Source organism: Alicyclobacillus sp. ALC3 (assembly GCF_028751195.1).
Taxonomy (GTDB): domain Bacteria; phylum Bacillota; class Bacilli; order Alicyclobacillales; family Alicyclobacillaceae; genus Alicyclobacillus_L.
Genome location: NZ_CP066784.1, coordinates 1804685 through 1829450, shown reverse-complemented (window position 1 = coordinate 1829450; position 24766 = coordinate 1804685). Strand labels below are relative to the sequence as shown.

The window sequence follows — 24766 nt, the reverse complement described above, 5'->3', positions numbered from 1 at the left end:
CCACATGCAGGTGCCAGTTTATACTTGGCGCGTCCTCCCGATGTTTGGGTTCGGGTTGAGCGCCATCCTTGATTCGGAACCGAAACTGATCTTCGCGGGAGCTTATGATGACGCAACCGCCCTGACGGGCGCAATGGCTGCGGCTGCAGTTGAGGCGCCGAAAATCCTCGTTGCAGACTTCGTGCAGGGGGCTACAGACAAGGAATCCCGCCTAATGGCAGAATGGCGGACAAACGTACCACACTTGCAAGTCGTCTTCATGTTACCTCAGGAGGCCGACGAGCCTTTGCTCGTCCGAGCGCTTCGTTCCGGCGCGAGTGCGTACCTTTCGTACTCGACGTCAGCCCCAGTGTTGAAGAGTGCTCTGGAGTCAGTTGCGGACGGACGGTCGTATCTAGGGCCGGAAATCGCCCCGACGGCACTCACCGAACTTCGCCGCAACACCTACGTGGTCGATCCAGTCGACACTCTGTCCATGCTGTCGGAACGCCAGCGAACTATCGTTCAACTCGCGGCAGACGGGTTGACCAATACGGAAATCGCAAACGAGCTGGGACTCGCTGAAAAGACCGTGCGCAACCTCTGGTCCGCGCTGTTTGACCAAGTTGGCATGCAGGACAAAACGCAGGTCATTCTGTGGGCTGTACGAACGGGACAAGTCGAACTTCGCTAAATCCTAACGAGCGGTCGGGACAAAAGTCCTACGGAATTCGGGACAAAATACCGTATTCAGGGATTTAGGAAGCTCGTATTATGGACTCATTCGACGTTCGCAGGGGACTTTACTCGCCGAACCGGGGCACTCGGGCTCAGCGAGGAGCGGGGTGTGCAGATGACAGGAACAATTCGCGTGATGATTGTTGATGATTCTAAGGATACGCGCGAATCTGTACGACTGCTGCTCGGGTTCAGCAGTATTGTGGAAGTTGTTGTTGAGGCGGAAAATGGACTGGTTGCACTCGAGAAGTTGACCCATACACAGGTTGATGTCGTGATCATGGACGTGAACATGCCTGAAATGGACGGGATCACGGCGACAACTCACATACATCAGACGTATCCGCAGGTCGCTGTCGTGATCTTGTCTGCAGAGGCTTTCCCGGAAGACCTAGCGCAAGGATTGGACGCCGGGGCACACTCCTATCTGCGTAAACCTGTATCAGCGGAAGCTTTGATCGCGGCTGTAACGGACGCACACCGCGCAAGTGCCTTGGCAAAACGGCGACTGTCCAGACGATTCGTACACGAAAGAACCGCTCGCTCTGTCCGCGTACAGCCGATGTACAGTCTCCGCGATCCGGACTGATCTTCCTCCCAAATTTGGCTATTGCGTTTCCTCCAGTGGTTGACCCATCCGAACTCACCCAATCATTGCCGCTTTAAATCGACACAATAGAACAGGATTTTCCCTCTCAGGTGTCGAAGTCATGGGACGAGCTTCACACACGTGCAGTGTTCGACTCGATGACCCCAGGACTCGCAGAGCGACTCCACGGCTTGTGAAGGGAGTTCTACTATGATCGAAATGCAGGACGTATGGAAGGTCTATCCCAACGGGACGCCTGCGCTCAACGGGATCTCCGTCAAAATTGACAAAGGTGAATTTGTCTACGTCGTGGGCCCAAGTGGTGCAGGAAAGTCCACGTTCATTAAGCTCATGTACCGCGAAACCCGTCCCACGAAGGGGCACATCTTTGTGAACGGGTTCAACATTGAACGCCTCAAGAACGCCAAGGTGCCGCTTTTGCGCCGGAACATCGGTGTGGTGTTCCAGGACTTTAAGCTGTTGCCGAAGCTGAGCGCATACGACAACGTCGCGTTTGCCCTCGAGGTCATCGGGAGTTCCCATCGCCACATGAAACGTCGCGTTAGCGAAGCACTGTCGTGGGTGGGACTGGAAGAGAAAATGCACATGTTGCCGTCGCAACTGTCGGGTGGCGAACAGCAACGTGTTGCCGTCGCACGTTCACTCGTCAACAATCCGGCCGTAATCATCGCAGATGAGCCCACTGGTAATCTCGATCCGGATACGTCGTGGGACATTATGAAGCTGTTTCAACGCATTAACGAACGTGGGACGACTATCGTCATGGCGACGCACAACCGGGAGATAGTCAATACTCTGCGCAAAAGGGTGATCGCAATTGAGCGAGGCCAAATTGTGCGGGACGAAAGCAAAGGAACTTACGGCTATGAGGATTAGACTGTGGCGACACCTTCGCGAAAGCTTGAAGAGCCTGGTGCGAAATGGCTGGATGACATTTGCCTCAGTCAGCGCTGTCACCATCACTCTGCTGATTCTCGGCGTATCACTCGTCATCGCGATGAACGCACAGCAGATGTCCAACAGCGTACAGGGTCAACTCGAGGTGAACGTGTTTCTGAAGCAGGCTGTCACTGATCAGCAGGCCGCGCAAGTCGCTGACCAGGTGCGAAAGATGCCAGGCGTTGGTTCAGTGCAACTCGTCACGAAAGCGCAAGGTATGGCTTCGATAAAACACGACCTTGCTCAGTACGATAACGTGTTGAGTGGCCTCAGTCCGCAGAGCACACTGCCGGACGAACTTGTCGTCAAGGCGACTGACCCGCGGCATACGCTTACTGTCGGGCGAGAACTAAAGACCTTGCCGCAGGTCGCACAGGTAAAAGACGGACAGCAAGTTGTGACTAAGTTGTTCCACGTTCTCGATGTCATTCGCAACATTGGCTTGGTCTTTGTGGCGGCGCTCGTCATCACAGCAATGTTCCTGATTTCGAACACGATTAAAATCACGATTTTCTCGCGTCGGCGGGAGATTGAGATCATGAAACTGGTAGGCGCAACGAACTGGTTTATTCGCTGGCCGTTTATGCTTGAGTCGCTGATCATCGGGGTGGTGGGGGCACTCATCCCGTTTGGCGTGATTGTCACGGCCTACCACTCGCTGTATGTGCATACGGGCGGTGTCTTTGCTGTCCTGATGTTTCACCTGGTTGGCACACCGGTGCTTGCCGTCCGGCTCGCGGAGGTCATGTTTGGCATTGGCATTGTAATTGGCGCGTGGGGCGGATTGATGTCGGTGCGGAAGTTTTTGAAGGCGTAAAAGCGCCGGAGTGGTTGTTTCGCGATACCACAGGTGGGCAGACGGAAGGGAAGAGCTGCGGTGCACGGACTCCTGGTTTCACAAATAGGACACGGTGTGGAGCGAGGACTGCTCACTCTGGTGTTAAACCCGCTCTGGATTATCGGATGTTTGTTAATGGTGCTGGAACGCTCGCGTGCCGCTCGTCAGGAGCGGCGCTTTTTTGGGGCTCGCGTCAGTCATGTGTGGTCCCCCGTGATCCGTTCGTGGCTCTGGGGTATTGTCACAGGCGTTGCTATGAGTGCTGTCTGTATCGCCGCTGGTGTCGTTGTGACCCCGGTTGAGGTCGGCGTCGTGTCCGCGTTGACGATCATTCTTGGGCTGATTCGCTTCCGCTTTTTCTCACCGCTTTACGGCATCGGCATTCTGGTGCTGGCAGGTGTTGTCATGGGGTGGGCAGGAATTGGGCACAACCCTGGCCTGCCGAAGTGGTTTGCGCCGCTCACGCAGATTCACGTCGTGAGTTGGATCGCGCTTGGCGCCGCGGCTTCTCTGGCTGAAGCGATGCTGGTGTTCAGTCACCGCCACAGGCGATCGAGTCCTGCCTATGTGCTAGGCAAGCGCGGTCGTCCGGTCGGGGCGTTTCTCACGCAGTGGTCGTTTTTCGTCCCTGTGTTGACTCTGTCACCTGGTACGCTTCCGCTCCCTCACTTTTCCTTCGCCGCTGCTTGGCCATTTCTGACGGGCGGTGCAGTTGCGGCTGGCTGGACTTTGGCAGGAATGCCGCTGTTTGTTGGGATCAGCAGCTTTTCGCTGACTACGCTCCCGACGGAAGGCGCTGCGGCATCTGCCCGAGACAGCTTGTTCACCGGCCTGTTGCTGGTCGCTGACGCCTATGCAGTGTATCGCCTCGGGCTTGGGTACGCCATCGTCGGCGTGCTCTTGTTGCTTTTCGCCAAGGAGTGGACATTGTGGCGGATGCGCCGGCGTGAAGGGGTCGGTGAACCGATCTACGCGCCGGTTAAACACGGTGTGCGCGTCTTGGCCACAAGCCCGGAATCGATCGCGGAAGAGATGGGGTTGCTGTCCCGCGAGGTGATTACCCACGTCAATCAGGTCCCGGTGCACAGTTCGTACGACTTGCACTTCGCCTTCGCGCAGAGCCCTGCCTACGCGAAACTTCAAGTTGAGGATGACCGTGGCGAACTGCGCTTCGTCGGCAAACCAGTCTACTCCGGATCACGAAACCAACTCGGATTGATCCTAGTCCCCGATGACACTACCACCTACCACATGTACGAATCGACGCAAACTGGGTTGTTTCAGTCCCTCTATGCCCGGGTCCTCATCCGCGAACCAGCGCCCGGTTGGGCGGATGCAGAGTCGGCGCCGACGCTAGAATAGCGGCGCTGCTTCGGGCCGGGCCCGGCCGGGTGCCGAGCCGAGCCGAGCCGAGCCGGGTGCGGAGCCGGGTGCGGAGCCGGGTGCGGAGCCGACGGTTGAGTAACGGCGCTGCGTTGAGCCGGGTGCGGCGTCGTTCTGGCTGTTACCGGTGTGGCGACGTGGTTAGGTGTCAATTTGACATCTACAGTAGCCGGCGACGTGTTTAGGTGTCAATTTGACATCTACAGTAGCCGGCGACGTGTTTAGGTGTCAATTTGACACCTAGAGGTGGCCGGCGACGCGTTTAGGTGTCAATTTGACATCTACAGGGAGCTGGCGACGTGGTTAAGTGTCAATTTGACATCTAGAGGTGGCCGACGACTCGGTTAGGTGTCAATTTGACACCTAGAGGTGGTCGACGACGTGGTTAGGTGTCAATTTGACATCTAGAGGTGGCCGACGACGTGGTTAAGTGTCATTTTGACATCTACAGGTAGCCGGCGACGCGTTTAGGTGTCAATTTGACATCTAGAGGCAGCTGGCGACCCGGTTAGGTGTCAATTTGACACCTAGAGGTGGTCGACGACGTGTTTAGGTGTCAATTTGACATCTAGAGGTGGCCGACGACGTGGTTAAGTGTCATTTTGACATCTAGAGGTGGCAGGCGACGTGGTTAGGTGTCATTTTGACATCAAGAGGCGGCCGACGACGTGGTTAAGTGTCATTTTGACATCTACAGGTAGCCGGGCGACGCGTTTAGGTGTCAATTTGACACCTAGAGGTGGCCGGCGACCCGGTTATGTGTCAATTTGACACCTAGAGGTGGCCGATGACGTGTTTAGGTGTCAATTTGACATCTACAGGTGGCAGGCGACGTGTTTAGGTGTCAATTTGACATCTACAGGTGGCAGGCGACGTGTTTAGGTGTCAATTTGACACCTAGAGGTGGCAGGCGACGTGGTTAGGTGTCATTTTGACATCAAGAGGCGGCCGACGACGTGGTTAAGTGTCAATTTGACACCTAGAGGTGGCAGGCGACGTGTTTAGGTGTCAATTTGACACCTAAAGGTGGCCGATGACGTGGTTAGGTGTCAATTTGACACCTAGAGGTCCCCAGCGACCCCCAGCGCCGTGGTCAAGTGTCATTTTGACGGCACCGTGACGACGCCGCTTAACCTGTCCTTCAGAAAAAACAGGAACGTGTGTTCTATTTTTGCTTCGATATGTTAAAATTGAACGTAAGACAGGTGACGATTTGCGGGCCTGTCCGGTCGGACTGCATTCAACGAGCATTTCGAAAGGAGAGGGGTTGTTCTGTGGCTAACCAGCCAGGTCGGTTTCAACTTGTTTCCGACTATGAACCGCAAGGCGACCAACCGGGAGCCATTGCCGGGCTTGTAGACGGGGTAAATCGGAGTCTGCGGCACCAAGTGCTGCTCGGTGCGACCGGGTCTGGAAAGACGTTCACGATGGCCAACGTCATTGCGAAGGTCAACAAACCCACTCTGGTGATTGCACACAACAAGACCCTCGCCGCGCAGTTAGCAGCCGAGTTCAAGGAGTTCTTCCCGCACAACGCGGTGGAGTACTTCGTCAGCTACTACGACTACTATCAGCCGGAGGCGTACATTCCGTCGACGGATACCTATATCGAGAAGGACGCCAAAATCAACGACGAGATCGACAAGCTTCGCCACTCAGCGACCGCGTCTCTCCTGGAACGCAACGACGTTTTGGTCGTAGCTAGCGTTTCGGCCATCTATGGACTGGGTAATCCTGAAGAGTACAGAGACCACGTGCTGTCCTTGCGCACTGGAGGCACGCGCAGCCGTGACGACATCCTGCGCAAGCTAGTCGACATGCAGTACGAACGCAACGATATCAACTTTACACGCGGAACATTTCGCGTGCGCGGTGACGTGGTCGAGATCTTTCCGGCGTCTCGAGGGGAACAGGCCATTCGAGTAGAACTGTTCGGGGACGAAATTGACCGGGTCACGGAGATTGACGTACTGACAGGTGAAATTGTCGGGGTGCGCGATCACGTAGGCATCTTCCCAGCGTCTCACTTCGTCACGTCGCGCCCGCGCCTCGAGGCGGCAGTAGAACGCATCCGTGAAGAACTGCGGGTGCGACTCGCCGAGTTGCGCGCCGGCGACAAGCTATTGGAGGCTCAGCGGCTTGAGCAGCGGACACAGTACGACATCGAGATGATGCTCGAGATTGGCTTTTGCTCCGGCATTGAGAACTACTCGCGGCATTTGGAAGGCCGAAGCGCAGGAGAGTCACCGAACACGTTGCTCGACTATTTCCCCAAGGACTTTTTGACGCTGATCGACGAGTCGCACGTCACCCTGCCTCAGGTGCGCGGGATGTACGGCGGCGACCGCACACGCAAGCTCACTTTGATAGACCACGGCTTCCGCCTCCCGTCCGCAGCGGACAACCGACCGCTTACGTTTGAGGAGTTCGAAGGCCGGATTGGCCAGTCGATTTACGTCTCGGCTACGCCGGGGCCGTACGAAGCCGCGCACGAGCAGCGGCGCGTGGAGCAGATCATCCGACCCACCGGTCTTGTCGATCCGGAGATATTCGTCCGCCCGATTAAAGGGCAGATCGACGACCTGGTCGGCGAGATTCACGAGCGAATTCGTCGGCAGGAGCGTGTCCTGGTGACGACGCTGACGAAAAAAATGTCCGAGGATTTGACCGACTATTTCAAGGAACTTGGGATCAAAGTGCGGTACCTCCACTCCGACATCAAGACGATGGAGCGCATGGTGATTTTGCGTGACCTGCGACTCGGTGTGTTTGACGTCCTCATCGGGATTAACCTGCTTCGTGAAGGGTTAGACTTGCCGGAAGTCTCGCTGGTCGCCATTCTCGACGCGGACAAGGAAGGCTTCTTGCGCGCGGAGCGCTCCCTGATTCAGACGATTGGCCGCGCCGCCCGAAACGCCAACGGTCAGGTCATCATGTACGCAGACCGCATCACAGATTCGATGCGAGTGGCGATGGACGAAACTTTGCGGCGTCGCGAGAAACAGCTTGCCTACAACGAGGAGCATGGCATTACGCCGCAGACGATTCAGAAGGCGGTGCGTGACGTCATCGAGGCGACGAAGGCAGCCGAGAGCCAGTCCGATTACCTCTCCACGGCTGAACGCGCGCGGCAGATGTCGGCGAAGGACCGCCGTGATTTAATCCGCCGCCTCGAAAACGAGATGAAGGAAGCTGCGAAGGCGCTGCAGTTCGAGCGTGCTGCGGAGCTGCGCGACATGATCGTGGAACTCTCAGCCTCGTAGGCGGGGTGCAGGGCCATCCAGCGATGAAGGTATGAAGACTATCGGGAGACCCTGGTGCAGGGCACGAGTGAGCGCGTCCTGACCAAAACATGAAGACTTATCGGTACACTCGACCAGGGGGGCACAGGGCCGTGTTCGCTTTAGCGCTAACGGGCCCACGCGCCCCAGGTGGGGTCGACAGAGGAGAGTTCGTTGATGAGCCACGACGCAATCGTGATAAAGGGTGCTCGCGCCCACAATTTGAAGAACATTGACGTGACCATTCCGCGCGACAAGTTCGTGGTCATCACAGGGCTGTCCGGTTCCGGCAAGTCGTCGCTAGCCTTCGATACCTTGTACGCGGAAGGGCAGAGACGGTATGTCGAGTCGCTGTCTGCCTACGCCAGGCAGTTCCTCGGGCAAATGGACAAACCGGATGTCGACGCGATTGACGGTCTGTCGCCTGCCATCTCCATCGACCAAAAGACGACCAGCCGCAACCCCCGCTCGACTGTCGGGACAGTCACGGAAATCTACGACTACCTGCGCCTCCTGTTCGCGCGTGCAGGGCGGCCGTTCTGCCCAAATTGCAACATCCCAATCACGTCGCAGACCGTTGAACAGATGGTCGACCGCATCCTTGAGTTTCCGGAGCGGACCCGCCTGCAAATCCTCGCACCTGTCGTTCGGGGGCGCAAGGGTGAGCACCAGAAGCTGCTTGAAGACATGCGCAAGAACGGTTACGTGCGCGTGCGCGTCGACGGCGAGGTCCGCGAGTTGTCTGAGGAGATTGTGCTCGAGAAGAACAAGAAGCACACCATCGAAGTGGTCGTTGACCGTATTGTCGTGAAGCCGGACGTCTCAACGCGTCTCTCCGATTCGCTCGAGACGGCCTTACATCTGACGGGTGGCATCGTGGTGGCGGACTTGATGGGTGAGCAGGAACTTTTGTTCAGTCAGAACCTCGCCTGCCCGAACTGCGGCTTTAGCGTCGAAGAACTTGCTCCGCGCATGTTCTCCTTCAACAGTCCATTCGGGGCTTGCGAAGCGTGTTCGGGACTCGGCGTCAATATGGAGATTGACGAAGACCTGCTCATCCCGGACGGTTCCAAGTCCCTGGCTGAGGGGGCTGTCGTGCCTTGGGCAGGATCAAGTTCAACCTACTACCCGCAGTTGTTGCAGACGGCCGCCGTGTCGTTTGGGATCGACATCAACGTCCCTGTCGTCGAGATTCCGAAGGACAAGCTCGACATGCTCCTGCACGGGACCGGGCAGAAGGTTACCTTCACCTTCGAGAACGAGTTCGGTCAGGTCAAGACGGCCCAGATCCCGTTCGAAGGCGTCGTTCCCAACCTCGAGCGGCGGTACCGCGAGACGGCGTCGGATTACATCCGCGAGTTCATCGAAGACTTTATGAGCGCAAAGCCGTGTCCGGCGTGCAAGGGGCGGCGGTTGCGTCCACAGAGTCTCGCTGTGCGTGTCGGAGACAAGAATATTTCCGAAGTGACAAGTCTTTCGGTCGTCGAAAGCCTGAACTTCTTCGAGGGACTGACCTTGACGGAGAAGGAGTACCAAATCGCGCGGCAAATCCTGAAGGAGATCGAATCCCGGCTCGGGTTTTTGAGCGACGTGGGGCTCGACTACCTGAATCTGTCGCGGTCGGCTGGCACACTGTCGGGCGGGGAGGCACAACGCATCCGCCTCGCCACGCAGCTTGGCGCGAGTTTGATGGGTGTGCTGTACATTCTCGACGAACCTAGCATCGGCCTGCATCAACGCGACAACGAGCGCCTCATCAAGACGTTGGAGAACATGCGCAACCTTGGCAATACGCTCATCGTCGTCGAGCACGACGAAGACACAATGCTCGCGTCCGATTACATCATCGACATGGGGCCAGGTGCCGGCATCCACGGCGGATCCGTGGTCAGTGCCGGGACTCCTGAAGCCATCATGGCGGATGCCGCTTCCATCACGGGACAGTACTTGTCAGGGCGGCGGTTTATCCCAGTGCCAGAGACACGGCGACACCCGGACGGGCGCTGGCTCAAGGTGAAGCGCGCGACGGAGAACAACCTCAAGGCCGTCAATGTCAGCATCCCGCTCGGCCTGTTCACCTGTGTAACTGGGGTGTCTGGGTCCGGCAAGTCGACCCTCGTCAACGAGGTCATTCACAAAACCCTCGCGCGTGAGTTAAACCGTGCACACGTCCGGCCGGGAGCTTGCGCGGGGATTGAAGGGCTCGACCAACTCGACAAAGTCATCGACATCGACCAGTCGCCAATCGGGCGCACGCCGCGCTCGAACCCGGCAACTTATACTGGTGTGTTTGACGACATCCGCGATTTGTTCGCGACAACCAACGAAGCGAAGATGCGCGGTTACAAGAAGGGCCGCTTCAGCTTCAACGTCCGCGGTGGGCGGTGTGAGGCCTGTAAGGGTGACGGGATCATCAAAATTGAGATGCACTTCTTGCCCGATGTGTACGTCCCTTGTGAGGTGTGCAAGGGTAAGCGTTACAACCGTGAAACCCTGGAGGTACACTACAAGGGCAAGAGCATCGCGGATGTGCTTGAGATGACAGTTGAGGACGGCCTGCGCTTCTTTGAAAACATCCCGCGCATCGCCCGCAAACTCCAGACGCTTTCCGACGTCGGGCTCGGCTACGTTCACCTCGGGCAACCGGCGACGACACTATCTGGCGGCGAGGCGCAGCGCGTCAAACTGGCGTCAGAGCTGCACCGCCGCAGCAACGGGCGCACCTTCTACATTCTCGATGAACCGACGACAGGGCTGCACGTCGCCGACATTGAGCGATTGCTGGCTGTTCTACACCGCTTGGTCGACGCGGGAGACACTGTGCTCGTCATCGAACACAACCTAGACGTCATCAAAACCGCAGACTATCTCGTCGACCTCGGCCCAGAGGGAGGCGACCGCGGCGGTGAAGTCGTCGCGAGCGGTCCACCCGAGGCTATCTGCACTGCAGCCGGATCGTACACGGGGAGGTTTTTGCGTCCGATTCTGGAGCGCGACTTGGCTCGCTTTGCAGCGGCTCGCGAACAGGCACCGGCAGCCGCCGCTCCGGAACGGTAAAGGCGTCTGAACGGTAAAGGAGGCAGTTCAAGGTGAGCAAAGAGCGAGCCATCACCGTCGAGGAACTCGTGGATGCACTCAACCTGACGGTTTTTACGCGTGACGCAGACCTGTCTCGCCCTATCACGACTGTGGATATCAACCGGCCAGGCTTAGCTTTGGCCGGCTACCTGCGCTACCATCCGGCCGAGCGGATTCAACTGCTCGGCCGCACCGAGTTGTCGTTCCTGCGCGGCATGGACAGTCGGGAGCAGGCGCTGCGCGTGTTTGCGTTCTGCTCCTATGAGCAGACGCCATGCGTGATTGTGACCCGCGGAGAAACGCCGCCTGAGTCTCTGCTGCGCGAGGCGCATACCCGCAACTTGCCAGTGCTCGGTGTCAACCTTGTGACGACCCGCGCAGTGGCGGTCATCTCCACTTACTTGGAGGAGCAGCTCGCTCCGGAGACGATGATTCACGGCGTGCTGGTTGACGTCTACGGAATCGGCATCCTGATTACCGGTTCGAGCGGGATTGGCAAGAGTGAAACTGCGCTCGAACTAATTAAGCGTGGACACCGCCTCGTTGCGGACGATGCCGTGATCATCCGGCAGGTCACAGACGACACACTTGTCGGCAGTGCCCCACCGCTGCTGCAGTACCTGCTGGAGATCCGTGGGTTGGGCGTCCTCAACGCAATGACGCTGTTTGGCGCGGGGGCTGTCCGCACGTTCAAGAAGCTGGCGCTTGTCGTGCATCTCGAGGCGTGGCGTGATGACGTCGCGTATGACCGCCTTGGCATCGACGAGGAGACGGTGCGGATTCTGAACATTGAACTCCCGTCGATCACGATTCCGGTCCGACCGGGTCGCAACCTCGCGGTCATTCTCGAAGTGGCAGCGATGAATTTTCGCCTCAAGGGTATGGGGTTTGACGCAGCTCGCCAGTTCACCGATGAGCTCGAGCGGACCATCGCCAATGAGACGACAATCGACGACACGGCATTTGACGCGGATATCTACGACTAAGCATCCGAAAAAACGGGAGCCGCCGATTTCCCTGGTAGGGGCTCGGCGGCTCATTTGTGTGTTGGCACCTTTTGCAAAGGTGAACTTACATCCGCTCTGGGGCCTCAAGTCCGAGCAGGAACAACACTTTCTTGATCAGCGTCCGGCAGGCGTTAGTCAGCGCGAGCCGCTCTTGACGCAGGTCTGCGGGTGCCGATAGGATTGGCACGTCGTGGTAAAAGCGATTGAAGTGATGGCATAGGTCGAGTACGTAACGCGCTACCTGGGACGGGTCGAGGTCGTCGACGGCGCGCTCGAACACTTCGTTGGCTTGCGCCAGATGATGGACGAGGTTCCAAGTTAAATCGTCGACTTGCGTGTACGCATCGACCGTCACCTTGGCGTCGTTTTCAAACCCGGCTTTGCGCAGAACACTGCAGGCGCGCGCATGTGTGTACTGCACATAAGGGCCTGTCTCACCATCGAAGTTGAGCACGTCTTCGAAGCGGAAGTCAACTTCGTGCATGCGGTCGTTCTTGAGGTCGTTAAAGACCACTGCGCCGACGCCGACAGCTTGCGCGACCGCGTCCTTGTCAGCCAAGTTCGGGTTTTTCGCCTCGATGATCGACTTCGCTTCCTGAATGGCTTGCTGTAGCACGTCTTCGAGGTAGATGACTTTGCCGCGCCTGGTCGAGAGGCGTTCACCGTTGTACTTCATCATGCCAAACGCCACGTGCCGGCAGTCAGCCGCCCAAGGCCGTCCCATGCGTTCGAGCACTTTGAACAGCTGCTGGAAGTGCAGGGTTTGTTCAGAACCCACCACGTAGATCAGTCTGTCCGCGCCAAGTTCGTCGTGGCGGTACAGTGCGGCCGCGAGGTCGCGCGTCGCGTAGATGGTCGCGCCGTCCGATTTCACGATGATACAAGGTGGCATGTTCCACTCCGTTAAATCGACCACTTCGGCGCCTTCGCTGTGGGTGAGCAGTCCCTTGTCGCGCAGCTCGTCCACGACTGCCTGCATCTTATCGTTGTAGAAACTCTCACCGAGGTAGTAATCAAACGACACGCCAAGCAATCGGTAGGTCTCATCAAAGACTTTTCGGCTCTCGGTGATGAACCACTGCCACAGTTCAACAGCGCGCTCATCGCCGTCTTCCAACTTTTTGAACCACTCGCGCGCCTCGTCATCGAGGCTCGGGTCGGCTTTGGCCTCTTCGTGGAAGCGGACGTACAAGCCTAGGAGTTCGCGAACTGGGTCTTGGCGAACAACCTCTTCGTCACCCCACTTAAGGTAGGCGACGATGTTTTTGCCAAACTGTGTACCCCAGTCCCCGAGGTGGTTGATCCCGACTGTTTCACTGCCGTCGGCTTCAAGCAACCGGACGATGGCTTGCCCGATCATCGTCGAACGCAGGTGTCCGACACCAAATGGTTTGGCGATGTTCGGGGACGAATAGTCGATGGCGGCACGTTGTCCGGTCAGACGCCGCGATGACAGGAAACCGTCCACATTCTGCTGCACGTGGTCGACGACCTCGTGTGTGGTCTGGGAGCGAGACAAATGAACATTCACGTAACCGCCTGCTGGGGCGGCGCTTGCGAACGCTGCTACAGATTGCAGTGCGCTCGCGAGTTCCGCTGCGATCTCCTGTGGACTCCTGCGCAGCGTCCGGGCAAACCGGAAGCACGGTAACGCCAAATCGCCGAGTTCACGATTCGGCGGGTATTCAATCAGAGCGAGCACGTCCGTTTCAGGGACTTGGAGCACCCGGCTTGCGTGCTCAGCCAGAACAGACTTGTATGTACGCATCAGTGCGGTCTCCTTCCAATGGTTCTCCTACTCATATTATCGGTTCGTTCGGCAGGGGTCAAAACGGGGTGTGGAGAGCCCTTGGTATCTCTCGTGAGGAAAAAATTAGGTTGCCTCCGCCTTTAGCGTGTGTGGGCCCTGTGGTATACTCACCCTAAGCTCAGTTGACCGTTCTGCGGCAAGCAGGTTTGGAGGTGGGGAGATGAGCTCGAACACAAATCACGACTGGCAGTCAAATCGACGGTCCCGCACGGCCAACATCATACCCATGCGCTTTGACGCCGCGTATTACTATGAACGTGGACTGCGCTTTCTTGAACGCAACGACTTGAAACGAGCCCTGAAAGCATTCCGGAAGACGGTTGAATACGAGCCTGATAACCCGGTCAACCACTGTAACCTGGCCGGTGTTCTGTCGGAGCTTGGAAACTTTGAAGCATCGAACGAGGTTCTCCTGCATGTTCTTAAGAACCTGGACCCTGGTATGGCAGAGTGCCAATTTTACCTAGCCAACAACTACGCCAATATGGGTGAGTACGAGCTTGCTGAAGACCACGTACTGCGCTACCTCGACGCCGAGCCAGATGGGGAATACGCGGACGACGCTGAGGAGATGCTCGACGTCCTGCTTGATGAGTTCGGCGGCGGCAAGGTTTACGCTCGCTGGGAAGCAGAACGGCGGGAGGAGGAGCAAAACCTTGCCAAACAGGACGGCCGCCACCTGCTCGAACTTGGACAGTTCGAGGCGGCTGTGGAGCAACTGGAGGCATTGGCGAAGCGGGACCCGGAGAACACCGCGGCTCGCAACAACTTGTCGCTCGCATATTACTACACGGGTCAGTGCGAAGTGGCCATTTCGACCACGGAGCGGGTTCTCACTGAACAGCCCGACAACATTCATGCCCTCTGCAACCTCACAGTGTTCACGGCGCAAGTCGGACCGCGAGAGCAGTTTCTGGCCTGCGTCGAGCGCCTGTCAAAACTATTTCCGTTGCACTACGACCACGCCATGAAGGTCGGAACGACACTCGGTCTGGCCGGAGAACACGCACACGCGTACTTTGTGTTCGACCGATTGGTGCGCATGGTTGACCGGCCTGAACCCATTCTGCTTCATTCGCTCGCAGCCTCAGCAGCAAACGCCGGGCGCGTGCAAACGGCGCGCAAGTGGTGGAAACTGTTGCAACAGTTACCCGATATGGCTGATGTCGCTGACTACTATTTGAAATTGTTAGATACGAACGCTAACAACGGACAGCGAGTCCGCGTGAGTTACCAGTACGACATGCCGCTTCGCGCGCAGTTCGCGGAGATGAAACGTCGGCTTCAGACTGGCGACCTGTCTAGCTGGCGTCATGACCCGCTTCTGCGTGCTTCGCTGTACTGGGGGTTACGCCATGGGGCACCGGAAACGCGGAAGGCCGTAATCCGCACACTCGCCCTCCTGTCCGATGAAGACGGTCAAAAAGCTCTGCGGGTGTTCCTGAAACGCCCCGACACGGACTCCTCATTGCGCGCGGCGGCATTGTTCGCACTGCAACGCACAGGTTTACGGGGACGCGTGGACCTTTGGCAGAACGGTGAACTGACTTCTATCCGCATGAGCGACGTACCCAAGGATATCATCCTTCAGGTCGATCCGGTCTGGCCGCTGGTCGTGGACAGAGCGAACGCGTGGCTTCGAGAACACCATAAAACCCAGTACGCTGGCGAAGTCAAACGACTGTGGATAGAGTTTCTCCAGGCTGGGTATCTCACAGACAACATTCGTGTTGTCAAACCAGATATTTGGGCGGCGGCGCTAGTGTACTGGACGCAAAAACACCGTCAGACCGGCGTTCGCCAACGCGATATCGCGGACTGGTTTAAGGTGCCTACTTCGTCCTTGAGCAAAGCGGCCGCACGGCTCGAAGGGGTTAAAGAAAAGGGCTCGTCTTAACGTGGGAATCACAAATTTTTAAAGCGCTTGTAACACGAATGAAATATAACCGCGTTAAGATGACGGTGCATCACATTTGACCCCCTTTTCAATATACTTTGGGCACCCAACCAATGGGTGCCACTCTTTTTTTGTGCGTGGATGAACCCATCTTCGTCGTGCTATGCTGTCTGTGTAGGGAGAGGAGTTCGGACCTTATGGATACTTGGTTTGGCGTCGATATTGGCGGTACGGCTGTCAAGACTGCCATTGTCGCAAACGATGGAACCATTCTCTCACGCTCCACATTTGACACGTTGGCTGAGCAGGGCGCGACAGATGTCGCTGTTCGGATCAAGGCGGCACTTGCGCAGTGTGTGGAAGAAGCGAGTGTGGCTGTTGTGGACGTGCGAGGTGTTGGTGTTGGCATCGCGGGGTTTCTCGACGATGAGACAGGTTTCATTTTTAAATCTCCAAACCTAGGCTGGACGGACGTCGCATTCAAGGCTCTGCTCACAGAGCAACTCGATCGACCGGTTGCCATTGGCAACGACGCAAACGTTGCAGCTCTCGGGGAGGCATACGCTGGCGCGGGCCAGGGTAGTGATAACGTGCTGATGGCCACGGTTGGAACAGGAGTTGGGGGCGGCATCGTAATCGGCGGTCGAGCTGTCAGCGGCGTCAATGGCATGGCTGGCGAAATCGGCCATTTACTGGTCGATCGAGTACATCCACTGCTCTGTGGTTGTGGGCGTTATGGCTGTCTTGAAACTCGGGCCTCCGCCACTGCCATCATTCGAGCAGCTCGCGAGCGTCAGGCTGCGGGGGAACTTCCGGCAAACAGAGAAGTGCGTGGCGCGGCCGACGTGTTTCTGCTTGCAGAGACAAAACACGCCGCAGCTGAGGCCGTCTTGGAAGATGCCGCGGACTGGCTAGGATACGGTTTGTCACTGTGCGCGACGGTGCTGAATCCGGAGGTCATTGTGATCGGCGGTGGCGTTTCGAAAGCTGGCGAACCTTATCGGAAGGCCGTAGCGCGGGCGTTTGCTTCCTATGCCTTGGCGCGGACGGTCGACGGTACGACAGTTCGTCTTGCACAACTTGGGAATGATGCCGGAACTGTTGGCGCAGCCCGTCTCGCGCAGCTGAATTCGCAGCATGCATGAGGCAGCGAGCGCAGCGGACGGAGCAGGAAAGGAGGGGGGCTACGTGAGCCAGTCTGGATTGCCAAAAGGGACAACAACCGGAGAAAGCGAGCGCGCAGCGGCCCAGTTTCTAATCCTGACCGGAATGTCCGGAGCGGGCAAGACGGTAGCAATGCAGTCACTGGAAGACTTGGGGTACTTCTGCGTGGACAATCTCCCCCCAGCGCTGATCCCGAAAATGGTGGAGTTGGTGCAACAGACCGGAAGCCAGCGTGGGCGCTACGCGCTTGCTTGCGACCTGCGCGGCGGGGAGCTGTTCCAGCCTCTTGTCGACACGGTGCAGACCATGCGCCACGAGCTCGAGCTCGACGTGCGCCTGGTGTTCCTCGATGCAAACGACGAGACGCTGGTCCGCCGTTACAAAGAAACTCGGCGCCGACACCCATTCGCTGAAGGGTCCCGTTTGCTGGAGAGCATTCAGGCTGAACGCAGTGCACTTGCCCGAGTCCGCAAGGAATCAGACATCGTGATTGACACCAGTGACTGGCGCCCGGCGCGTTTGAAACAAGAGATGACACAGCGATTCGCCGATACCTCGACGTCGTTGCCTGTGCACATCATCTCCTTCGGGTTTAAATATGGTGTGCCGATTGACGCAGACATGATCTTTGACGTGCGCTTTTTGCCCAACCCGCACTACGTTGAGACGCTGCGCCCCTACACGGGCGAAGACGGCCCCGTCTACGACTATGTCATGCAGTGGCCGGCGACAGAGGAGTTTTTACGCCGGGCAGAGGAAATGATTGACTTTTTGATCCCGGAGTTTAAAAAAGAGGGGAAGAGTCACCTGGTCATCGGTGTTGGGTGTACGGGCGGCAGGCACCGCTCTGTCGCAATCGCACGCCACATCGCGGAGCACATCGGCCAGAAGACGGACGCCACGGTGATGCACCGCGACAGTATGCGGGAGGGCAATCAGTGAGACGGCGGTGGCTGTTGGCGTGGACACTAGGGAGTTTTGGCTGCGGCATTCTCGCTGGAGCGCTCGGGCTTCAGCGTTGGCAGAGTGAAGGGTTTATTATCGGTTCTGTCATCTTGGCGCTGGCCATGGCATTGCTTGCGTTTGGCTGGTGGCGGGAGATGATGGAGGCGCGCAACCGCGTCAAGCACCTACAGCGTCGACCCCGGATTGTGGCCATCGGCGGGGGAACTGGTTTGTCCGTCATTCTGCGGGGGCTAAAGGAGTTTCAGGTCGACCTGACTGCGATTGTCACCGTAGCGGACGATGGTGGGAGTTCCGGGCGTCTGCGAAGCGACTTCGCAATGCCGCCGCCTGGGGACATTCGCAACTGTCTGGTTGCCCTCGCGGACACGGAACCGCTGCTCGAACGTCTGCTGCAGTTTCGCTTCCCAGCGGGTGAGGGATTGGCGGGTCACAGCTTCGGCAACCTGTTCCTCGCTGCGATGACACACATCATGGGGGACTTTGAGTCCGCGATTAAGGAGACGAGCCGCGTCCTTGCAGTGCGCGGGAGAGTGCTTCCGGCTGTCAAAGACGACGTACGCCTGCGCGCCGTGTTGGCGAACGGGCAGGTCGTGGAGGGAGAGTCCGAGATCCCGCGGGCCGGTGAACGGATCGAACGGGTCGAACTCGTCCCATCAGACATTCAGCCGCTACAGGAGGCGCTCGATGCGATTCGCGACGCGGATGCAGTGGTTGTCGGTCCGGGAAGCTTGTACACCAGTGTCCTGCCGAACTTGTTGGTGCCAGGGCTTGTTGATGCACTGACGCAGAGTCCAGCGAAAAAGGTGTACATCTGCAACGTCATGACACAGCCAGGTGAGACAGATGCACTGTCCGCATCACAACACGTCGAAGTCATCCGACGGCATGTGGGGCGACAGTTGTTTGATTACATTTTGGTCAACGCAGCGTCCTTGCCGCCTCAGGCGCTAGCGCAGTACCAGGCGCAGCAGTCGTATCCAGTACAGGCCGACATTGAGGCCCTGCATCGGCAAGGGCTGCGAGTCGTCGCCCGGGACTTTGTCCACTACGCCACATATGCGCGTCACGACAGTCGACTGATTGCAGAACAAATCATCAGCCTGATCGGCTATGAACGGCAGAATTAGGCCGCTTCGGCGGCGCGGTGAGGAGGGACTCAGGTGTCTTTTGCTGGTCAGACAAAAAAAGAATTGACCCTGGTCGAAGACGCGCCGTGCTGTCAGCAGACGGAGGTTCGGGCGATCATCGCCTGGAACGGAGTCTTTCACGTTGCCGAGAGCCGGCGCGTACTCGATGTGGAAACGGAGAACGTGGCTACGGCAAGGCGAATCTACACATTGCTAAAAGGTGGCTTCGACGTACATCCCGAAGTGGTCGTGCGCAAGAAGATGCGTTTAAAGAAAAACAACGTCTATGCAATCCGCGTACCGGCAATTCATGCCGAGCACACGTTACGGTCGCTCGGTTGGACGTCTATTCCGACCGCGGGTCAGGTGGGGTCGCCACCAGCACAAAGGTTGAAAAGCTGTTGCCGCCGCGCGTACCTGCGTGGCGCGTTTCTCGCTGGCGGATCGGTTAACGACCCCGGCGGGGCGTCCTACCACTTGGAGATCAGCTGTAACGCTCGCGAACAGGCAGACAGTGTGTTATCTCTCATGAACCAATTTGGCCTGCACGCGAAGCAGATTCGTCGCAAAAACGGGTTTGTGGTCTATCTCAAAGAAGGCGAAAAGATTGTCGAGTTTCTCAGCATCATCGGCGCTCATCAAGCGCTGTTGAAGTTCGAGGACGTGCGAATTTTGAAAGGCATGCGCAACCAAGTCAACCGCCTTGTCAACTGTGAAACGGCCAACATGAACAAGACGATTGCGGCTGCTGTGCGCCAGCTGGAAGTGATTCAGTTGATCGATGAACGCATCGGACTGAGCACTTTGCCGGCTCACCTGCGCGAGGCGGCAGAACTGAGAATGCGGTACCCTGAAGTGAATTTGCAGGAACTCAGCCTACAAAGCGGAAACCGGGTGAGCAAGTCGGGACTGAACCACCGCTTTCGCAAACTGGAAGAAATCGCGGATGGTCTGCGTGGGAGCGACGGAGGCAAACTAAGTTCACGCGCATAGAGTTTTCCAGTTCGTCCACAGATCTGCGTGCAGAACCGTTGGTAGTGCTGCATAAGCATGATATACTTTTCACAATATATGAATTCGCAAAGAGGGGACTCTCATGGTGGAACAACGCGTGACTGTGCGTTTACGATCGGGACTGTTGGCTCGGCCGGCGGCTCTGTTTGTTCAGGAAGCAAATCGGTTTGCTGCAGATACATTTGTTGAGAAGGACGGCAAGTCTGTGAACGCCAAGAGCATCATGGGCATCATGTCACTTGCAATCGCGCACGGACAAGAAATCACAATCCGCGCGGAAGGCACGGATGCAGAGCAGGCCGTCGCACGCCTGTCTGAAATGGTGACGGCGGAGAGCTGACCGAGCAACCTGACCATCCGGGTGTTCTGCCTCGTCCAAGTCAGTCATAGACTTGGAGAAGCACAACCGGGATGGAGGGACGCCTGTGAGAGCCGGGTTTCGCACGCGTGCACAGAGGCGCTTGCCAGGCTGGTTCGTGGTGTTGGCGCTGTTTGCCGCACTTGTTGGCATCTTCGAACTGATTCGTGTCATTATCCCGTTTCAATCGTTAAACCCACTATGGCAACAAGTGACGATTGGCCAATCCGTCATCAATGGCTGGATGTACGGCGGCGAGGACGAGGAAGGGTATTTGCGCTTTTACAGCTCCGGCGGTGAGAGCATAGTCCTTCCTCCGTCCTCTCATTTGTTTTCGGCGGATGGCACTTTCGTCGTATTAGAGCATTTCTCGCCGTCGACATTGACCTTCGCAGAGCCGTGGGACGCTATTCCTACCACTTGGTTGGCAGGGGCAGCTGTTGTCTTGGTGGTTGGAGGTTACGTCGTGGTGCGCCGTGGTAGAAAGCTGCGGCGACCACGTAGCCCGTTTCGATCGCGACGGAACTTCGGACCCCAGTTGCCGGGAAGAGCATTTCGCTCAAGCGGCAGGCAGGGGTTCCGGTTCACGACCACATCGTCTCGCCAGACGCCGCGGTCACGTCCACCGACGCGCAGTTCGCGAGGGTTTCGCCCCACGACTCGGTCACGTTGGACTCGCCCGCATTAGAGCCTCTGCTTGAACTCGCTCCTTCGAAGCGGTACGCTGAGAAGAAGCGATTTGTTCGAAAGGAGGGACCTGCGTCCTCATGGCGCTCCGGGAAGGGCGAGTTCAGCAGATCCACAAACGAGAAGACCACGGCATTGACCGAAGCAACGAGTTGTTCCACATCGATAAGCTCGTGCGCCGTCCGGGGTTGATTATGCTTGTGCGTCCCGCTTTCGAAGCAGGATATACACATCACATGCGCGAAATTTATCCGCAGTGGGGCATTGGCGTCAGTACTTGCGTAAATGAGGGGACGCCTGTCAAACACCCGCGCCTGCGGTTCGACCACTACGTCGACATGGTTAAGGTGTGGGAAGACCAGGAGTACATATATGTAGAAGACATGTACGTTGACGTGCTCTTGTACGAACGTTCGTACTACCACGTCATTGATTTGGAGGAGTTTGGGGAGGCCATGTTTACCCGGAAGGTTAGCCCGGGAGAGGCCAGGCGCGTTCTCGAGAACACGCAAAAATTCGTCGACTCGATGAAACGCAGCCGGCTGTCGTATGCTGTTTGGAAACAAAAATACGGACGGCATCGCCGGAATTTGTAGAACCGGACAAGCAAAAGAGAGGTGCGAAACGTGGCTAGGGCATTGCTTTTGGTAGATTTGTCGAAAGACTTTGTCTACCTCGACGGTGCGCTTACTTGTGGCGCCGCGGGGACGAACATCATTCCGTATTGTCGGTCGCTGGTGCAGGCGTTTGTCACTGCCGGTGACTTGATCATAGACGCAAGGGACGCGCATGATGCCGATGACTACGAGATTGCTTCGGGCCTGTTTCCGCCTCATAACATGATTGGAACGCCTGGGGCAGACCTGATTGATGAGTTGCAAAGTGAGCTCTCTGGTTCTGAGTCACACTACGTGTATCTGGCAAAAAAGCACTATAACGCGGCATACGATACCGATCTGCTCAAGATGATTGAGCACCATAAGGTTACGGAACTTCACGTCATCGGCGTCTGTACGGATATCTGTGTCCGCTATACCGTGAGCGCCTTGTACGATTTCAAGACCGCAAAGTGGCCAGACCTCAGGATTGTCGTGCACAAAGACGGGGTGGCGTCGTTCAACCCAGTTGGTCACTCGGACAGTTTGCAGCACTTTCCGTCTGTGTTCGGTGCTGAAGTCGTTTAATGGACGCAAGCCCACGCGCCGCTGCGACAATTGCCGCAGCGGCTTTGAGTGGGCTGGGAGCACAGCTGTAACCTTTCGGGCACAACAGGGCAGTTCGTTAGTCCTGCAACTGATCGATGACGTCTTGGGCCATCCTAGAGGCGGTACTGTCCCCGACGTGAGACATCGGTTGGGTTCGCCGCCAGGCTTCCCATGCGGCGATACCCACACTAGCGCCGATCAACATGGCTGTCATCGTTCCCACGCCGCGATTGCGGCGCGGCATGAAGCGACCCCGAACTCCATCCGCCATCCCGTTCATCATTTCCCACATGGCCAGCACCTCCCGGCAAATAGTCTGTCCAGCGTAACGGGATCTCACGCATGCCGCGACATGGAAAGGCAGGTTCGAATTCATGGAAATCGTTCGATTGACGCAGGACGTCACGGTCCTGCACGGAGCAGTCAATATGGGGTTGGTGCGCTGCGACGAGGGGTTCGTCGCGGTTGATACCGGGATCGACAAACAAGCCGCGAAACAACTCCAGCGCGCAGCGGCCGATATGGGGTTGCCGCTCGTGGCGATTGTCAACACGCACGCCCATGCGGACCACTTTGGCGGCAACGCCCAGTTGTTGAAGCAGGCCCGATTGCCTGTGTTTGCGCCTGTCGGCGAAGCTGCAGTCATGCGCCAGCCGCGGTTTGAGCCAGAGTATTTGTGGCAGGGCGCGCAGCCACTGCCACAACTGTTGAACAAATTCCTCCAAGCACCGCCGACTCCGGTCGACACGGAGTTCGCCCCTGGGGTGGAACTCGTCATTGGCGGGCGGGTGTTTCAGACCGTTTCTTTGCCAGGACACTCTTCCAATCAGTGCGGAGTCCTCGCGGATGGCGTACTGTTCGCGGCGGACGCCTATTTTGACGCCGACGTTGTGGACAAGCACGGCGTGCCATACATGGTGAACTACCCACAGATTTTGGCCAGCGCCCGCGCGGTGGCGGGAATTGCAGCGTCGTCGTATGTCCCCGGACATGGTGCGCCTGTCGCCAACCCATCGCCGCACATTAGCGCATTGTGCCAGCGCCACGAGGAGGCGTACGGGGTCGTCATCGAGCGGGTGCAGAGCGAAGCGACGTTGGAGGACGTGGTAGCTGAAGTCTGTAGCAAGTTTGGACTGAATCCCGCCAATCCTGGCGCGTATGTGTTGCTGCGCACACCTGTTGCGGCTTATCTCACGGCAGCTGTCGAAGCAGGCCGCGTCCTGCCTGTGGTCCGCGCAGGCCGAATGTGGTTCGTGCCAGCAGAGGAGGAGTTGTGCAGTGATTGATCGGATCACGTCGACCGAAACCGCCGCGAATCGCCTTTGTTCGTGGTATGAAGCCAATCACCGGCGACTGCCCTGGCGCGACACGCGTGACCCATACAAAATCTGGCTGTCTGAAACAATGCTGCAGCAGACACGCGTGGAGACCGTGATCCCGTACTACCACGCATTTCTGGAGTCCTTCCCCACGCTGCTGGACCTGGCGGCAGCGAGTGAAGACGATGTTTTGAAGCACTGGCAGGGGCTTGGCTACTATTCCCGCGTCAAGAACTTGCACCGCGCGGCGAAAGTGGTGGCGGCAGAATATGCTGGCATCGTTCCGGATGATCCCGCTGCCTTTTCGCAACTCCCAGGCGTCGGTCCGTACACCTGCGGAGCTGTTCAAAGCATCGCGTTTGACCGGCCTGTTCCGGCGGTCGACGGCAACGTCCTGCGCGTGATGACAAGGTACCTGTTGATTCGAGACTCGATTGACCGGCCCGCCGTCAAGCGCACGATTGCGGATGAAGTCCGGTTGTGGCTCGAGTCCACGCCGCCGGCGGTCTTGACGCAAGCCCTGATGGAACTTGGCGCTACCGTGTGCGTCCCGCGATCGCCAAAGTGCGGACACTGTCCGCTGCAAGCAGATTGCCTTGGCCACCGGGAAGGAGTCGCGCACGAACTGCCTGTACGTCCGGCCAAGCGTGAGCGCAGGCGGGTCAAGGTGTACGCCCTGTGGCTGCAGCGCGGCGATTTGGTCTGCATCGAGCAGCGACCTGCGAAAGGGCTGCTTGGCTCGATGTGGCAGCTGCCAGCCGTAGAAGCGGATGTCGTCGGTGCAGCAACCGCGCGAACGGCAGGCGCGAGTCGCTCTGATGCCGCCGCCGGCCTTGCAGACAACGGCGCTGAGGAGCTGTGGCCTGCAGCGGTGGCAGAAAGCAACACTGGCTCGAACAGCGCTGGTTTGGACAATGCTGGCTTAGGGAACGTTAGCTCGGGTGGCGCCAGTTGGGGCAACGCTAGTGCGGGCAGCGGTAGTTGGGCCAGTCCGGAAGCTGTTTGGCGCGAGCGTCTGCTCTCCGGAAAGTTGGCGACACTGATAGAAGGGGTTCAAGCGGTCGATGAAGTGCCCGGTGTCGCGTCGTTTGCAAAGGTGGCAGTGGCAAGCCACGTTTTCACTCATCTCGAATGGGAAGTCGAAGTCTATCGCCCGGTTGGCGACTGGTCGGTGGAGGCTTTAGCCGGAACAGTTGCGTCAAACGCGCGGTGGGTTGCGCTGGGCGACCTGTCGAGTTACGCCTGGCCGCGGGTTTACGACAAGCTTGTAACTGAACTCTCAGCCGGTTTTCAGGACGGATGAGTCAAGTGTGGTAAAATGGAATCACCGGACATATCCTTTAGGTAGCGAACTGGACATGTCTGA

The 24766-nt window shown here is 57.7% G+C and carries 21 protein-coding genes; 19 read left to right on the top strand and 2 right to left on the bottom strand.

Annotated elements, in window-relative coordinates; all coding sequences use genetic code 11:
• The first annotated feature begins 4 nt into the window (after positions 1-4).
• The 8 genes from JC200_RS08600 (at position 5) to hprK (ending at position 11832) form a co-directional block, all read left to right on the top strand.
• Positions 5-673 (top strand): response regulator transcription factor, encoded by a 669-nt coding sequence (locus tag JC200_RS08600; RefSeq protein WP_274435853.1) that lies wholly within the window; start codon positions 5-7, stop codon positions 671-673.
• Positions 674-832: 159 nt separating this feature from the next.
• A complete protein-coding gene (locus tag JC200_RS08595) occupies positions 833-1306 on the top strand; it encodes a response regulator transcription factor (protein WP_274436502.1) in 474 nt (157 codons plus the stop codon).
• Positions 1307-1516: 210 nt separating this feature from the next.
• The gene (gene ftsE / locus JC200_RS08590) at positions 1517-2203 is read left to right on the top strand and encodes a cell division ATP-binding protein FtsE (protein WP_274435851.1); all 687 of its coding nucleotides are present in this window, start codon (positions 1517-1519) and stop codon (positions 2201-2203) included.
• Positions 2193-3083 carry a permease-like cell division protein FtsX gene (ftsX, locus tag JC200_RS08585; RefSeq protein WP_274435850.1) on the top strand — a complete coding sequence of 297 codons (891 nt, stop codon included), beginning with the start codon at positions 2193-2195 and terminating at the stop codon, positions 3081-3083. Before ftsE ends, ftsX begins: the two co-directional genes overlap by 11 nt.
• Positions 3084-3143: 60 nt before the next feature.
• A complete protein-coding gene (locus JC200_RS08580) occupies positions 3144-4466 on the top strand; it encodes a PDZ domain-containing protein (protein WP_274435849.1) in 1323 nt (440 codons plus the stop codon).
• Positions 4467-5761: 1295 nt separating this feature from the next.
• Complete coding sequence (uvrB, locus tag JC200_RS08575) at positions 5762-7750, top strand: excinuclease ABC subunit UvrB (RefSeq protein ID WP_274435848.1); 1989 nt, start codon at positions 5762-5764, stop codon at positions 7748-7750.
• 195 nt (positions 7751-7945) lie between these two features.
• Positions 7946-10825 carry an excinuclease ABC subunit UvrA gene (gene uvrA, locus JC200_RS08570; RefSeq protein ID WP_274435847.1) on the top strand — a complete coding sequence of 960 codons (2880 nt, stop codon included), beginning with the start codon at positions 7946-7948 and terminating at the stop codon, positions 10823-10825.
• 32 nt (positions 10826-10857) lie between these two features.
• Entirely contained in the window at positions 10858-11832 is a 975-nt protein-coding gene (gene hprK, locus JC200_RS08565; RefSeq protein ID WP_274435846.1) for an HPr(Ser) kinase/phosphatase, read from the top strand.
• An 85-nt stretch (positions 11833-11917) separates the two neighbouring features.
• Here hprK and argS read toward each other — a convergent pair whose 3' ends face one another.
• A complete protein-coding gene (gene argS / locus JC200_RS08560; protein ID WP_274435845.1) occupies positions 11918-13621 on the bottom strand; it encodes an arginine--tRNA ligase in 1704 nt (567 codons plus the stop codon).
• A 202-nt stretch (positions 13622-13823) separates the two neighbouring features.
• Between argS and JC200_RS08555 the strand changes: the two genes are divergently transcribed.
• The 9 genes from JC200_RS08555 (at position 13824) to JC200_RS08515 (ending at position 22060) form a co-directional block, all read left to right on the top strand.
• Positions 13824-15560 (top strand): tetratricopeptide repeat protein, encoded by a 1737-nt coding sequence (locus JC200_RS08555; protein ID WP_274435844.1) that lies wholly within the window; start codon positions 13824-13826, stop codon positions 15558-15560.
• Between the two features lie 197 nt (positions 15561-15757).
• On the top strand, positions 15758-16705 hold the full coding sequence (locus tag JC200_RS08550; protein ID WP_274435843.1) for an ROK family protein: 948 nt from the start codon (positions 15758-15760) through the stop codon (positions 16703-16705).
• A 43-nt stretch (positions 16706-16748) separates the two neighbouring features.
• Positions 16749-17666: an RNase adapter RapZ gene (rapZ, locus tag JC200_RS08545; RefSeq protein ID WP_274435842.1), complete on the top strand. Its 918-nt coding sequence runs from the start codon at positions 16749-16751 to the stop codon at positions 17664-17666.
• Positions 17663-18817: a gluconeogenesis factor YvcK family protein gene (locus tag JC200_RS08540; protein WP_274435841.1), complete on the top strand. Its 1155-nt coding sequence runs from the start codon at positions 17663-17665 to the stop codon at positions 18815-18817. The genes rapZ and JC200_RS08540 overlap by 4 nt, the downstream gene beginning before the upstream one ends.
• Positions 18818-18850: 33 nt before the next feature.
• Positions 18851-19810 carry a DNA-binding protein WhiA gene (whiA, locus tag JC200_RS08535; protein ID WP_274435840.1) on the top strand — a complete coding sequence of 320 codons (960 nt, stop codon included), beginning with the start codon at positions 18851-18853 and terminating at the stop codon, positions 19808-19810.
• Between the two features lie 103 nt (positions 19811-19913).
• Positions 19914-20171, top strand: a complete 258-nt coding sequence (locus JC200_RS08530; RefSeq protein ID WP_274435839.1) for an HPr family phosphocarrier protein — start codon at positions 19914-19916, stop codon at positions 20169-20171.
• Positions 20172-20256: 85 nt separating this feature from the next.
• On the top strand, positions 20257-20877 hold the full coding sequence (locus tag JC200_RS08525) for a hypothetical protein (protein ID WP_274435838.1): 621 nt from the start codon (positions 20257-20259) through the stop codon (positions 20875-20877).
• A gap of 79 nt (positions 20878-20956) precedes the next feature.
• Positions 20957-21472, top strand: a complete 516-nt coding sequence (locus JC200_RS08520) for a DUF402 domain-containing protein (RefSeq protein WP_274435837.1) — start codon at positions 20957-20959, stop codon at positions 21470-21472.
• A gap of 30 nt (positions 21473-21502) precedes the next feature.
• Positions 21503-22060 (top strand): cysteine hydrolase family protein, encoded by a 558-nt coding sequence (locus tag JC200_RS08515; RefSeq protein WP_274435836.1) that lies wholly within the window; start codon positions 21503-21505, stop codon positions 22058-22060.
• A gap of 97 nt (positions 22061-22157) precedes the next feature.
• On the opposite strand, the gene JC200_RS08510 is transcribed toward JC200_RS08515, so the two are convergent.
• Positions 22158-22373 (bottom strand): hypothetical protein, encoded by a 216-nt coding sequence (locus JC200_RS08510; protein ID WP_274435835.1) that lies wholly within the window; start codon positions 22371-22373, stop codon positions 22158-22160.
• 82 nt (positions 22374-22455) lie between these two features.
• Between JC200_RS08510 and JC200_RS08505 the strand changes: the two genes are divergently transcribed.
• Both JC200_RS08505 and mutY read left to right on the top strand, forming a co-directional pair.
• The gene (locus JC200_RS08505; protein ID WP_274435834.1) at positions 22456-23367 is read left to right on the top strand and encodes an MBL fold metallo-hydrolase; all 912 of its coding nucleotides are present in this window, start codon (positions 22456-22458) and stop codon (positions 23365-23367) included.
• Positions 23360-24703 (top strand): A/G-specific adenine glycosylase, encoded by a 1344-nt coding sequence (gene mutY, locus JC200_RS08500; protein WP_274435833.1) that lies wholly within the window; start codon positions 23360-23362, stop codon positions 24701-24703. The genes JC200_RS08505 and mutY overlap by 8 nt, the downstream gene beginning before the upstream one ends.
• The last annotated feature ends 63 nt before the right edge of the window (positions 24704-24766 follow it).